Raw genomic sequence first — 13,462 nt, 5'->3', positions numbered from 1 at the left:
CCTCCCGTCCGTCACCGGGTCACGCGGTCAGTCCGCGAGGATCTGCAGGAGGTCCTTGCGGAGCTGGTCGACCCTGTCGGTCGCCGCGGCGATCTGCTCGTCCGTCGCGGTCGTCCGGTACATGTGCAGGACGCCCATGGTCTTCCGGAGCGACTCGACGAACGCGCGCTGCGCGTCCGGCATGCCGGGCGCCTCGAACGCGGCCGCGATCTCGTCCGCCTTCGCCTCGGCCTCCGCCCGGCCGGTGTCGGTGAGCTCGAAGAGCGTCTTCCGGCCGTCGCCCGTCGAGACGACGAGGTCCTCGTCGACGAGCTGCTGGAGCGTCGGGTACACCGAGCCGGGGCTCGGCTTCCACGCGCCGCCGGTGCGCTCGGCGATCGTCTTGATCACGGCGTAGCCGTTCTGCGGCCCCTCGGCGAGGAGGCCGAGGATCGCGAGGCGGACGTCGCCGCGACGGCGACGCTCCCGCCCGCCGAAGCCCGGGCCGCCGCCGAAGCCGGGACCGAAGCCCGGGCCGAACCCGGGTCCGAAGCCGCGGCCGGGACCGAAGCCGCCGCGCTGGTGGTCGCCACGGTCGCGGCCGGGGAAGCCGGCGCCGTGGTGGTGGTGCCGCGGGCCGCCGAACCGGGGGCCGCGCGGGTGCTGGTGCTGCTGGGGGTTCATGTCGTCGAAGCGCATGATGTGTCCTTCCGTCGTGCTGAGTCGGCTCGCGATGCGGTCCGACCGATCTGCCTTCGTCATATCGCGATGTAGTAACGATACATCGCTGACGCATCGCGCGCATCATGTCCACCTGGGAATGACCTGGATTGCGAAGCGGTCCGACCGCGGTGCACGAACGGCTCTCTGCGTCACATGGCGCGTGAAGGAAGGCAAGAAACATGCAGAAGCAGATCCTCGGCGGCGTGGTCACCGGTGTTCTCGTCACGGGAGGAGTGCTGGCCGCTCCGGCTGTCGCGTCCGCCGCTCCGGCCGCGCACCCGGTCAGCGCGACCGCGACCACAGCGGCCGCTCCGGTCATCACGGTGACGACGCCCGAAGCGTTCCTCCCCGAGACCCGCGTCACGATCCGCGGGACGGCGACGCCGAACAGCGACGTGTACCTCTCGATCGTCGGCGCGAACGTCCTCAACGAGCAGGTCCGGTCCGACGGTCGGGGCAACTGGTCCTACACCACGAGGAGCGTGCTGAGCGGCAACCTCGCTGGCAACTCGGCCTTCGTCGTGGCGCCCGACGGACGCTGGGCGCAGACGACGTTCGACCTGACCGGCGTCTACCCGCAGCCGACGCACGCCGAGGCAGCGCTCCGCGCCCTCGTCGTCTCGGGCGTCGAGCGGACCGGAGCTTCCTCTGCCCGGCTCTCCGGGACGGCGACCCCGGGCGCCGTGGTCTACGTCCGCTCGGCCGGCTGGTCGCAGGGCGTGGCGGTCGTGGGCGACGACGGCCGCTGGAGCACCACCATCACGATCGCGACCGCACCGGGTGAGGGCAGCTGGCCCGCTGGCAACGTCGCGTACCAGGACCACGCCTCGGGTTCGTCGCGGACGACCTTCGCGATCCCTTCCTGACGGCCGCCGGACGAAGAAAGAGACGAACGAACCATGACCATCACCACGACCATCGCCTCGACCGCCCTCGCCATCGGTGTCGCGGTCACGGGCATCGGGGCCGCCGCTCCTGCGACCGCCGCTCCCGCGATCGCGGCTCCCGCGACGGTGCACGCCGCACCGACCACTGCCGTGCCTCACGGCACGGCACCGTCGATCGACCACGTCCTCGTCTCCGACAGCGCGAGCGCGCCCGCGCTGGTCGTCGGGACGGCGCAGCCGGGTGCGATCATCGAGGTCTCGTACCGCGGGCAGACCGTCACCGTGCACGCAGGCGGAACGGGCACGCCGACGGCAGGGTACTGGGGCAGTGACCTCCCCGGCCGCCAGTTCGGTGGCGGTGACCGGACCATCACGGCCGTACAGATCGTCGACGGCGAGCGTTCGGCAGTCGCCTCGTACGAGTACCACGGGTTCGTCCTCCCGTTCTGATCGGTCCCGAGCGGGGCGTCGCGCCACCGGTGCGGCGCCCCGCTCGTCCCTCGGCCCGTTGTCGGTGGCCGCGGGCAGGATGGGACGGACCATGACGGACGTCTTCGAGCGCTTCTCCCCCGCGACCGCGGAGTGGTTCCGTGGCGCGTTCCCCGCCCCGACCGCCGCGCAGGCCGGAGCGTGGGACGCCGTCTCGACGGGACAGCACGCGCTCGTGATCGCCCCGACCGGGTCCGGCAAGACCCTGGCGTCCTTCCTCTGGTCGATCGACCGGCTCATCAGCGCGACCGACCGTCCCCCGGCCAAGCAACGGACCCGGGTCCTCTACGTGTCGCCGCTCAAGGCCCTCGGCGTCGACGTGGAGCGCAACCTCCGGAGCCCGCTCGTGGGCATCACCCAGACCGCCCGTCGTCTCGGACTCGAACCGCCGGACGTCACCGTGGGGGTCCGGAGCGGCGACACCCCGTCGTCGGACCGGCAACGACTCCTGCGGCAGCCGCCGGACATCCTCATCACCACGCCCGAGTCGCTCTACCTGATGCTGACCTCGAGCGCGCGCGAGACCCTGGTCAACGTCGACACGGTCATCGTGGACGAGGTCCACGCGGTCGCCTCGACGAAGCGCGGCGCGCACCTCGCGGTGTCCCTCGAGCGACTGGACGACCTGCTCGAGAAGCCCGTCCAGCGCATCGGCCTGTCCGCGACCGTCCGGCCCCCGGAAGAGGTCGCACGGTTCCTCGGCGGCCGTGCTCCGGTGACGATCATCGCGCCGCCCGCGCAGAAGACCTTCGACCTGCGGGTCGTGGTTCCCGTGGACGACATGACCGAGCTCGGTGCCCCGCCGGTCGGTGCGGACGCCACCGAGTCCCCGACGAACGGGTCGATCTGGCCGCACGTCGAGGAGCGCGTCGTCGACCTGATCGAGGAGCACCGCTCGACCATCGTGTTCGCGAACTCGCGGCGGCTGGCCGAACGGCTGACCGCGCGGTTGAACGAGATCCACGAGGAGCGGGTGCTCGCCGCGTCGGGTGCGGGTGAGCCCGTGGCCGCCGGCGTCGGCGCAGCCACCGGTCCGGTGCCGGTCACGCAGTCACCGGGCCGTGCGTCCGCCCACGCCCCCGTCGCCCAGCCGAAGCGACCGCCGGCCGACGTCATCGGCGCGTCCGGGCAGACCGGCGGGGGCGGTTCCGACGCCAGCGTCCCGGTGCTCGCGCGGGCCCACCACGGCTCGGTGTCGAAGGACCAGCGCGCCATCATCGAGGACGACCTGAAGTCCGGACGACTCCGCTGCGTGGTCGCGACGAGCTCCCTCGAGCTCGGCATCGACATGGGCGAGGTCGACCTCGTCGTGCAGGTCGAGGCCCCGCCCTCGGTGGCCAGCGGCCTGCAGCGGGTCGGGCGCGCCGGGCACCAGGTCGGGGAGATCTCGCGGGGCGTGCTGTTCCCGAAGCACCGCGCGGACCTCGTCAACAGCGCCGTCACGGTCGAGCGCATGGTCGCCGGCGAGATCGAGTCGATCAGCGTGCCGGCGAACCCGCTCGACGTCCTGGCGCAGCACACCGTCGCGGCCGGTGCCGTGGACACCGTCGACGTCGAGCACTGGTTCGAACTCGTCCGCCGCAGCGCGCCGTTCAGCGGCCTGCCGCGCTCCGCGTTCGAGGCCACGCTCGACCTCGTGACGGGTCGCTACCCCAGCGACGAGTTCGCCGAGCTCCGGCCCCGGCTGGTGTGGGACCGCGTGCACGGCACCCTCACCGGACGCCCGGGGGCGCAGCGCCTCGCGGTGACGAGCGGTGGCACCATCCCCGACCGCGGCATGTTCGGCGTGTTCATGGTCGGTGAACGGGCCTCGCGTGTCGGCGAGCTCGACGAGGAGATGGTCTACGAGTCCCGCGTCGGCGACGTCTTCGCGCTCGGGGCGACGAGCTGGCGGATCGAGGAGATCACGCACGACCGCGTCCTCGTGAGCCCGGCGTTCGGGCAGCCCGGACGGGTGCCGTTCTGGAAGGGCGACGGACTCGGCCGACCCGCGGAGCTCGGTGCCGCGACCGGCGCGTTCGTCCGCGAGGTCGAGGGCGCCTCCGACGACGCCGCGCGGGCCCGGGTGTCCGCCGGAGGCCTCGACGAGCGGGCCGTGACGAACCTGCTCACCTTCCTCCGCGACCAGCGCGCGGCGACCGGGTACGTGCCGAACGACACGACCCTCGTGGTCGAACGGTTCCGCGACGAGCTCGGCGACTGGCGCATGATCATGCACTCGCCGTACGGCATGCAGGTGCACGCGCCGTGGGCCCTCGCGGTCGGGGCCCGGCTGCGGGAGCGGCACGGCATCGACGGCGACGCCATGGCGGCCGACGACGGCATCGTGGTGCGCATCCCGGAGACCGACGCGGAGCCCCCCGGAGCCGACCTGTTCGTCTTCGACCGCGACGAGCTCGAGGTCCTCGTGACCGACGAGGTCGGCGGCTCCGCGCTCTTCGCCGCCCGGTTCCGGGAGTGTGCGGCGCGGGCGCTGCTCCTGCCCCGGCGGAACCCCGGGCAGCGGTCGCCGCTCTGGCAGCAGCGCCAGCGGGCGTCCCAGCTGCTCGAGGTCGCGCAGAAGTACCCGACGTTCCCGATCGTGCTCGAGACCGTGCGCGAGGTGCTGCAGGACGTCTACGACGTGCCGGCGCTGCTCGGGATCGCGGACGACATCGCCGGGCGACGGATCAAGCTCGTCGAGACGGAGACCGAGCAGCCGTCGCCGTTCGCCCGGACGCTGCTGTTCGGCTACGTCGCCGCGTTCATGTACGAGGGCGACTCCCCGCTGGCCGAGCGGCGAGCGGCGGCGCTCTCACTCGACTCGACGCTCCTGGGCGAGCTGCTCGGACGCGCCGAGCTCCGTGAACTGCTCGACCCGGCCGTCATCGCGTCCGTCGAGCAGGACCTCCAGCGGCTCTCCCCCGACCGCCGGGCCCGTGACGCCGAGGGGCTCGTGGACGTCCTGCGGCTCGTCGGCGCGCTCGACCTCGACGAGCTCACGGCCCGCAGCTGGGTCGCCGACGACCGCGACACCGCGCCGGTCGCCGCTGCCTTGCAGACGCTCGAGCGCGATCGTCGGGTGCTGTCGTTCTCCCAGGCCGGCCAGACGCGGTGGGCCGTCATCGAGGACGCCTCGCGGTTGCGCGACGCCCTCGGGGTCCCCCTGCCCATCGGTGTGCCGACCGCGTTCGTCGAGCCCGTCGCCGACCCCCTCGGCGACCTCGTCGGCCGGTACGCACGGTCACACGGGCCGTTCTCCGCGCACGAGGCCGCAGCACGCCTGGGCCTCGGGGTCGCCGTCGTCCAGGACACCCTCCGCCGACTCGCCGCCGACCGCCGCGTGGTCGAGGGCGAGTTCCGCCCGGACCGACAGGGCGCGGAGTGGTGCGACGCCGAGGTGCTCCGCCGCATCCGCACGAAATCGCTCGCCGCGCTCCGGCACGAGGTCGAGCCGGTGTCGCCCGACACCCTCGCCCGCTTCCTGCCCGCGTGGCAGCACGTCCACACTCCCGGCGCCCGCGGCGGTCTGCGTGGCATCGACGGCGTGCTGCAGGTCCTCGACCAGCTCGCCGGGGTCGCACTGCCCGCCAGTGCGTGGGAGTCGCTCGTCCTGCCCTCGCGCGTGACCGACTACACCCCGTCGATGCTGGACGAGCTGACGGCCACCGGTGAGGTCCTGTGGTCCGGCGGCGGGACCCTGCCGGGGAACGACGGCTGGGTGCGGTTCCACCTCGCCGAGACGGCGGACACCACCCTGGCGGAGCCGGACGGGGGCGAGACGACCGAGCTGCAGCGCGACGTGCTCGGAGCCCTCGCCGGCGGCGGCGCGTACTTCTTCCGGCAGCTCGCACAGGCCGTCGGCAGCACCGACGACAAGGCCCTCGGCACCGCGCTCTGGGACCTCGTGTGGGCGGGGCAGATCACGAACGACACCCTCGCGCCGCTCCGGTCCGTGCTCGCCGGCAAGGCGAAGAGCACGAGCACGCCGCGGACCCGCGCCTACCGCGGGCGTCGCCGGCCCACCCTGCCGAGCCAGTCCGGACCACCGACGGTCGGCGGTCGCTGGTCGATCCTGCCCCTCGCACAGTCCGACGCCACCGTCCGCGCCGCCGCGACCGCCGAGCAACTGCTCGAACGCTACGGGGTCGTGACCCGCGGTGCCGTGCAGGTCGAGGGCGTCCGGGGCGGGTTCGCCGGGGTCTACCGCGTGCTCGCCCGCTTCGAGGAGTCCGGCCGAGCACGTCGCGGCTACTTCGTCGAGGGCCTCGGCGCCGCACAGTTCGCGACGGGCCCGACGGTGGACCGGCTCCGGACGTTCGCGCGCGACCTCGACGACGACGAGCGTGCCGACCCGGAGCGTGACCGGCAGGCGATCACCCTCGCCGCCACCGACCCCGCGAACCCGTACGGGGCGGCGTTGCCGTGGCCGACCGACGCGTCGGGCGCCGGCACGGACAGCGCCGCGGTGACGAGTGCCGGGGTCGGCACCGATCCCGCGTCCGGGGCCGGCACCGTTCCCCCGTCCGGGGCCGGGGTGCCGGACAAGCAGTCGGGGCGCGGACACCGTCCAGGGCGCAAGGCGGGTGCGCTCGTGGTCCTCGTCGACGGCGCGCTCACCGTCTACGTCGAACGCGGCGGGAAGTCGGTCCTGACCTTCAGCGACGACCCGGGTGACCTCGCCGCCGCTGCCGTGTCGATCGCGTCGACGGTGCGCCGGGGCCTCGGCAAGCTGTCGGTCGAACGGGTCGACGGCGCCTTCGTGCTGGAGGCCCCGCTCGGCCAGGCGCTCCGTGACGCCGGGTTCACCGCCACACCGCAGGGGGTGCGACTCCGTGCCTGAGGGCGACACCGTCTACCGGGCCGCCCACCGGCTGCACGCCGCACTCGCCGGCAAGGAGCTCACCCGCAGCGACTTCCGCGTACCGGCGTTCGCGACGCTCGACCTCGTGGGCCGCACGGTCGACGAGGTCGTCCCCCGCGGCAAGCACCTGCTGCACCGGATCGGCGACCTGACCGTGCACTCGCACCTGAAGATGGAGGGCCGTTGGGACGTCTACGCCCCCGGGGAGCGGTGGCGGCGGCCCGCGCACCAGGCCCGTGTCGTGCTCGACGCCGCCGACGTCTCGACGGTGGGCTTCACGCTCGGCATCCTCGAGGTGGTCCCCCGGGAGCAGGAGCCGGAGATCGTCGGGTACCTCGGCCCCGACCTCCTCGGGTCCGACTGGGACGCGGACCTCGCGCTCGCGAACCTCACGCGGGACCCGGAGCGGCCGATCGGGCTCGCCCTGCTCGACCAACGTGTGCTCGCGGGGCTCGGCAACGTCTACCGCGCCGAACTCTGCTTCCTCCGCGGCGTGCTGCCGACCCGTCCGGTCGGGCAGGTCGCCGACCCGGCACGGGTGATCGCCCTCGCGAGCCGACTCATCGCGGCGAACCGTGACCGCAACGCGCGGGTGACGACCGGTGTGGACCGCCCGGGTCGCCGACTGTGGGTCTACGGACGCGCCGGCAAGCCCTGTCTGCGCTGCGGAACGCCGATCCGCCGGGGCGAGCTCGGCGAGTCCGAGCTCACGCTCCGGGACACCTACTGGTGCCCCCGCTGCCAGAGCTGACGACCGATCCGGTCAGCGGTCCGCCGCGATCACAACACGCTGCTCGACCGAGCGCGCCGCGCCGGGGTCGTCCGCGAACGCGGTCGGCATCGGCGACGCACCACGCTCCTCGTCCGAGCCCGCGTCCCGCGTCCCGCGTCCCGCGTCCCGCGCTGCACGGTTGACGGGCCAGAGCGGACCGTCGAAGCACGCGGAGGTGGGGTCGGACGTCGGCGTCGGCGCACCCGACCAGGAGGACGGCGATGACGGCTGCCCCCGGGGACGCAGCCACGGTCGTGGTTCGGTTCAGCATGACCTCGCCGCTGCGTCGGGTCCGGTCGCAGGTCCCTCAGGTCGGTCCGTCTTGCGCGGTCCGGGTCACCGTGGCGGGTGCAGGTGCTCCGCGGCCGTCGCCCGGACGGCTTCGGTGACGCGCTCGAGCATCGGCGACGCCAGGTTCCACCGCTGCCACCACAGCGCGACGTCCGCCCTCCGTCCGGGCACGAGTTCGACGAGCTCGCCGCGGTCGAGCGGGTCGGTGCACTGCGCCTCGGGGAGGAGGCCCCACCCGAACCCGAGCCCCACGGCCCGGGCGAAGTCCGCCGAGGTCGGGACGAAGTGCCGTGGCCCGCGGGGTGCGTGCCCGAGGACCCGTCGGAGGTACCCCTGCTGCAGGTCGTCGGCACGGTCGTAGTCGACGAGGGGCACGCGGTCCAACCGGTCGAGCACGCGTCGCTCGCTCGCCGTCGTCGGGTCGATGTCCGCGAGGTACCGGTCGACGAACGACGGGGCCGCGACCGCCCGGTAGCGGTCGACGCCGAGGGCGACGGACGAGCACCCCTGGACGGGGTCGGCCTCGGCCGTCACGGCGGCCATCACGGTGCCGGCGCGGAGCAGCTCCGCAGTGCGGTCCTGGTCTTCGCGGTGCAGGTCGAAGACGACCTCGGTCTCGGCGCGCACGAGGGCGAGCGCGTCGAGGAACCAGGTGCCGAGGGAGTCCGCGTTCACCGCGAGGGGGATCGACGGGACGGTCCCGGTCTCGCCGTCGAGCGCCCGGGCCGTCTCGTCATCGAGCAGTCGCGCCTGCCGTGCGTGCCGGAGGACGATCTCCCCCGCGGCGGTGGGCGTGACCGGGGTCGTCCGGCGCAGGAGCACCCGGCCCACCTGCTGCTCCATCGCCTTGATCCGCTGGGACACCGCGGAGGGGGTGACGGCGAGCGCCCGGGCCGCAGCGTCGAGCGTGCCGTGGTCGACCGCGGCGAGGAGGGTCTCGAGGTGCTCACGCTGGAGGCGGATCATCAGCACAGCTTACGGTGGTGCAGGAACGTGAACTGGGCTTCAGGCAGTTCGACGCCTAGCGTCGGAGGGTGATCGTCCCGCTCCTCTCCGGTCTCGGCACCGGCCTCGCCCTCATCGTCGCCATCGGTGTGCAGAACACCTACCTGCTGCGACTCGCGGTGTCCGCCGGCCTCCGCGTGGTCGCTGCTGCGGTGGTGGTCTGTGCCGCATCCGACGCCGTCCTCATCGTCGCAGGCGTGCTCGGGGTGGGTGCCGTCGTGGAGCGGTTCCCGGTGGCGCTCGTGGTGGTGCGCTTCGTCGGCGCGGCGTTCCTCGTGGCGTACGGTGTGCTCGCGGCGCGGCGGGCACTCCGTCCCGTGGGGCAGGCGCTCCGGCTCGAGGACGCGGCGGACCCGGCCGAGGGGACCGCGCCCCTCGTCGGACATCGCGCCCTGCCGGACCGGGGCGCGGTGTCCGCCGCGGGGCGCGAAGCACAGCCCGCCGCGCCCGTCGCCACCGCCGCGCCCGTCGCCGCGCCCACCGCGACGAAGGCGACCACGGTCGGCCGCGCGACGGCAGCACTCGACCCGACCACGTCGACGACGGGGGCAGCGCGGACGGGGCGTGCCGCGCCTCCAGGCCGGGCGGTGACCGCGCGCGCCGCGGTGGCCACCATGCTCGTCTTCACGTGGGCGAACCCGCACGTGTACCTCGACACGCTGGTCTTCCTCGGCTCCGTGGCGAACCAGCAGGGACCGGTCGAACGGTGGCCGTGGACGGTCGGAGCTGTCCTCGCGAGCTGCGTGTGGTTCGCCGCGGTCGGCTTCGGCGGACGGCTGCTCCGGCCGCTCTTCGCGAAGCCGCTCACCTGGCGGGTGTTCGACGGCCTCGTGGCGGTCGTGATGCTCGGCTTCGGGATCGCGCTCGTCGTCGGCGCGTGACACGGTGCGGCCTGCGGCCGCACGACCGAAGTCGGCTCGAACCACGGGTTCCGCTGGTTCGAGCCGACTTTCGTTCTGCGGACGCGTCCCGCAGGACGCGCCGAGCGCGCTACCGCAGCGCCTGACCCACCCGGCTGTGCCGACGGCTGTAGCCGAAGTAGACGGCGAAGCCGATCGCGAGCCAGATCACGAAGCGGATCCAGGTCTCGACCTCGAGGTTGAGCATCAGCCAGAAGCACAACGCCGCGGAGAGGATCGGCAGCACCGGCGACCACGGCACCCGGAAGGCCCGCGGAGCATCCGGCCGCGACCGGCGCAGCACGACGATGCCGATCGACACGAGCACGAACGCGGACAGCGTGCCGATGTTGATCATGCCCTCGAGCTTGTCGACCGCGGTGAACCCGGCGATGAAGGCCACGACGATCCCCGCCACGACCTGCACCCGCACCGGGGTCTGCGTCTTCGGGTTCGTCTGCGAGAACCAGCGCGGCAGCAGACCGTCACGGCTCATCGAGAACACGATGCGCGACAGGCCGAGCAGCAGGACCATGACGACGGTGGTCAGCCCGATGAGCGACCCGATGGCGATGATGCCGGCCGCCCAGGGCAGCCCGACGATGTCGAACGCGGACGCCAGGGAGGGCGCGTCCTCCTGCGCGAGCCGCTGGTAGGACACCATGCCGGTGATGACGATGCTGACGCCGACGTAGAGCAGCGTCACGATGCCGAGACCGATGAAGATGCCGCGGGGCAGGGTCTTCTGCGGGTTCTCGGTCTCCTCGGCGCTCGTCGCGACGACGTCGAAGCCGATGAAGGCGAAGAACACCAGCGACGCGGCCGCGAGCAACCCGAAGACGCCGTACTGGGCCGGGGCCTGCCCGGTGACGAAGGACACGAGCGACTGCGTCAGCACGCCGCCCTCGGCACCCTTGGACGCCTCGGCCGGCGGCACGAAGGGCGTGAAGTTGGCGGCCTTGACGAAGAACGCGCCGGCGACGATCACGAAGACGACGATCGCGACCTTGATGACGGTGATCACCGCGGACACCCGGGACGACAGCCGCGTCCCGAACGCGAGCAGCACCGTGAAGACGCCGACGATGAGGACCGGGCCCCACGTGAAGCCGATCGGGCCGAGCTGGATCGTGGAGGGCAGGTCCACGCCGAACACCCCGAACGCGGTGCTGAGGTAGATGCCCCAGTACTTCGCGATCACGGCGCTGGCCGTCAGGGTCTCGAGGATCAGGTCCCAGCCGACGATCCAGGCGAGCAGCTCGCCCATGGTCGCGTAGGTGAAGGTGTACGCGGAGCCGGCGACGGGGATCGTGGACGCGAACTCGGCATAGCACATGATCGCGAGGCCGCACGTGACGGCCGCGAGGACGAACGACACGATGACGCTCGGCCCGGCGAAGTTCGCGGCGGCGTTCGCGCCGACGGAGAAGATGCCGGCGCCGACCGCGACCGCGATCCCCATCGCGGCGATGTCGAACGTCTTGAGGGACCGCTTGAGCGAGCGGCCCTGCTCTTCGGAGTCGGCGAGGGAGGCCTCGATCGACTTGACACGGAGCGGTGTTGCCATGGGGTGGATCCCGTCATCGGCTGGCGGCGGACCCCGTGAGGGTACTGGTGTACCACCCCGACACGCAAAGCGTCCGCGCGGACGGTCCTTCCACCACGGAACGGCCGGGAGGCTCGGCTCGCCTCCGTGGGGCAGGTGCCGCCCGGCGGTGGCTCGCGTCAGGCCGCGCGGGTCCAGTCCCGCAGGAAGCGTGCGCCCGCCTCGTCGTGGATGACGCCCTCAGGAGCGGTGAGCACCGGGTAGGACGTCGCCGGGACCCCGTCGGCCGGCCGGACGTCGACGTGGGCGACGTCGTGGCCGTTCGCGTGCAGCCAGTCCGCCATCGCGTAGTCGCTGCGGGAATCGCCCATCGTCCGCCACGCGACCGGCAGTTCCCCGTCGGCCGCGAGGAGCTCGAGCGACCGCTCGGCCCCGAGGTCCTTGCCGCTCCGGTCCGACTCGACGTCGGTGGAGATGATCGTCGGGTCGATGCGCCACGCGACGCTGCCGTCCGCTGCCGGTCGGACGTCGTCGAGCCGGCGGACCCCGAGTCCCCGGCGCACGAGCGCTCCCATGGCCTTCGCGTCGAACTCCGGCTGCCGCTCGAGGTACGTGGCGTTCGGCACCTCCACCCGCTGCTCGATCGAGACCATCGCGCGCTTCGTCTCGTCGAAGAACACCAGGTCCGCGTACTCGGCGCGCACCAGCTCCCGCATCTCGTCGGCGTAGTCGCGGGGCAGTGCGAGGTCCTCGGCGACGGTGAGCTCGCCCATGCCGCCCTCGTACTGCGGTCCGATCGAGCACCAGACCGCGCCCTTCTCGCACACGGCGTGCACGCGGCCACCCTCGGCCAGCCCACCGGCGAGGAGCGGCGCCACGACCTCGGAGCGGATGAACGCGTCGCTGCGGCCGGTGTTGAAGACGATCGGGATGCCCTCCGCCGCGAGGGCGACGAGGTCGTGGACGATGCTCGGGATCGCGATCGTCCGGGTCACCGGACTGGCGATCGGGCCGTCGACGTCGAGCAGGAGTCCGAGACGGGGTGCGGTCACGGGACCATCTTCGCAGGAGTGCAGCGCCCCGGAGGACGGGGCACGGTCACCGCCCGGGCGCCCCCGGCCGTGCGGCGCCCACGAACCGGTCGATCGTCCGCCGCACCACGGTGGGCTCCGGACGGTGCCACTGCCCCGGCAGCTCGAGGTGCACGGCCCCCGGGACGGCCTCCGCCAGCGCCCGAGCGGCCTCACGCATGAAGTCCGGACCGCGATCGCCGGACGCGACGAGCACCGGGACCCCCACCGAGGCGGCGATGCGCTCCGGGATGGCGAGCCCGTTCAGGACGCGGACGTCGCGCGGCAGCACGTGAGCGTCACCGAGCAGGGCCGACCACACCCCCGGTCGGAGCCGGAGCAGGGCGACCTGACCCATCGGCACGCCGAGGACGTGCGCGAGGAACGCCCGCACCGTCTGGGACCGGCGTCCCGCCGCGACGTGCTCGTCGAGCAGGTCCGCGAACACGACGTCGTCGACGTGGTGTTCGACGCTCGCCCGGAACGGCGGCTCGAAGAGCACCGCGCGGCTGATCGGCACCCCCGCGGCCAGGCCGTGGAGGACCACCCCTGCGCCGACGCAGTTGCCGTACGCCGTCACCGGACCGGGCACCGACCCGGCGACCGCGCGGAGGTCGTCGACCTCGCGCTCGATCGCCCACGGCGCGGTGTCGCCCGACGCACCGCGCCCCCGCCGGTCGTAGGTGACCACGCGGTAGGAGTCGGCGAGCGCTGCGACGAGCCGCTCGAGGTACGGGGTCCCGCGGTGGTCGAACGCGCCGCCCACGACGACGAGCGCCGGCCCGCTGCCGGTCTCCGTCACCGCGAGCGCGGTGCCGTCCGCGGACACGACGGTCCGGTCGACGGTCCGGGGCGGGACGGGAGGGTGCATGTGGTCCTCGAGAGGTCGTGCGACGGCGGTTCGCCGGGTCCTCGGGACGGACCGTGCGGGAGGTGTCCTGCGAGCATGGCAGGCCGG

General features: G+C 73.3%; 10 protein-coding genes. 5 read left to right on the top strand and 5 right to left on the bottom strand.

Annotated features, from left to right (window positions below; translation table 11 throughout):
• Window positions 1–27 precede the first annotated feature (27 nt).
• Window positions 28–663: a PadR family transcriptional regulator gene (locus tag I59_RS06630; protein ID WP_148286116.1), complete on the bottom strand. Its 636-nt coding sequence runs from the start codon at window positions 661–663 to the stop codon at window positions 28–30.
• Between the two features lie 218 nt (window positions 664–881).
• Between I59_RS06630 and I59_RS06625 the strand changes: the two genes are divergently transcribed.
• The 4 genes from I59_RS06625 (at window position 882) to I59_RS06610 (ending at window position 7,672) form a co-directional block, all read left to right on the top strand.
• Complete coding sequence (locus I59_RS06625; protein ID WP_022903193.1) at window positions 882–1,568, top strand: hypothetical protein; 687 nt, start codon at window positions 882–884, stop codon at window positions 1,566–1,568.
• A 33-nt stretch (window positions 1,569–1,601) separates the two neighbouring features.
• Window positions 1,602–2,039 carry a hypothetical protein gene (locus I59_RS06620; RefSeq protein WP_022903192.1) on the top strand — a complete coding sequence of 146 codons (438 nt, stop codon included), beginning with the start codon at window positions 1,602–1,604 and terminating at the stop codon, window positions 2,037–2,039.
• A gap of 91 nt (window positions 2,040–2,130) precedes the next feature.
• Window positions 2,131–6,900 (top strand): ATP-dependent helicase, encoded by a 4,770-nt coding sequence (locus I59_RS06615; protein ID WP_022903191.1) that lies wholly within the window; start codon window positions 2,131–2,133, stop codon window positions 6,898–6,900.
• Window positions 6,893–7,672: a DNA-formamidopyrimidine glycosylase family protein gene (locus tag I59_RS06610; RefSeq protein WP_031273170.1), complete on the top strand. Its 780-nt coding sequence runs from the start codon at window positions 6,893–6,895 to the stop codon at window positions 7,670–7,672. The genes I59_RS06615 and I59_RS06610 overlap by 8 nt, the downstream gene beginning before the upstream one ends.
• Before the next feature lie 357 nt (window positions 7,673–8,029).
• Here the strand turns inward: I59_RS06610 and I59_RS06605 are convergent, their stop codons facing one another.
• Complete coding sequence (locus tag I59_RS06605; protein ID WP_022834174.1) at window positions 8,030–8,950, bottom strand: LysR family transcriptional regulator ArgP; 921 nt, start codon at window positions 8,948–8,950, stop codon at window positions 8,030–8,032.
• 68 nt (window positions 8,951–9,018) lie between these two features.
• On the opposite strand from I59_RS06605, the gene I59_RS06600 reads away from it, so the two are divergent.
• Window positions 9,019–9,870, top strand: a complete 852-nt coding sequence (locus tag I59_RS06600; RefSeq protein WP_022903190.1) for a LysE/ArgO family amino acid transporter — start codon at window positions 9,019–9,021, stop codon at window positions 9,868–9,870.
• 109 nt (window positions 9,871–9,979) lie between these two features.
• Here the strand turns inward: I59_RS06600 and I59_RS06595 are convergent, their stop codons facing one another.
• The 3 genes from I59_RS06595 to I59_RS06585 all read right to left on the bottom strand — a co-directional run bounded on the left by I59_RS06595 (window position 9,980) and on the right by I59_RS06585 (window position 13,375).
• Window positions 9,980–11,455 (bottom strand): APC family permease, encoded by a 1,476-nt coding sequence (locus I59_RS06595; RefSeq protein WP_022903189.1) that lies wholly within the window; start codon window positions 11,453–11,455, stop codon window positions 9,980–9,982.
• 158 nt (window positions 11,456–11,613) lie between these two features.
• Window positions 11,614–12,486, bottom strand: a complete 873-nt coding sequence (locus tag I59_RS06590; RefSeq protein ID WP_022903188.1) for a hypothetical protein — start codon at window positions 12,484–12,486, stop codon at window positions 11,614–11,616.
• Between the two features lie 46 nt (window positions 12,487–12,532).
• Window positions 12,533–13,375 carry an alpha/beta fold hydrolase gene (locus I59_RS06585; RefSeq protein WP_022903187.1) on the bottom strand — a complete coding sequence of 281 codons (843 nt, stop codon included), beginning with the start codon at window positions 13,373–13,375 and terminating at the stop codon, window positions 12,533–12,535.
• Window positions 13,376–13,462 lie beyond the last annotated feature (87 nt).

It is taken from the genome of Curtobacterium sp. B8, from assembly GCF_000333315.1.
Lineage (GTDB): Bacteria > Actinomycetota > Actinomycetes > Actinomycetales > Microbacteriaceae > Curtobacterium > Curtobacterium luteum.
This window is presented reverse-complemented; position numbering and strand designations above follow the sequence as displayed.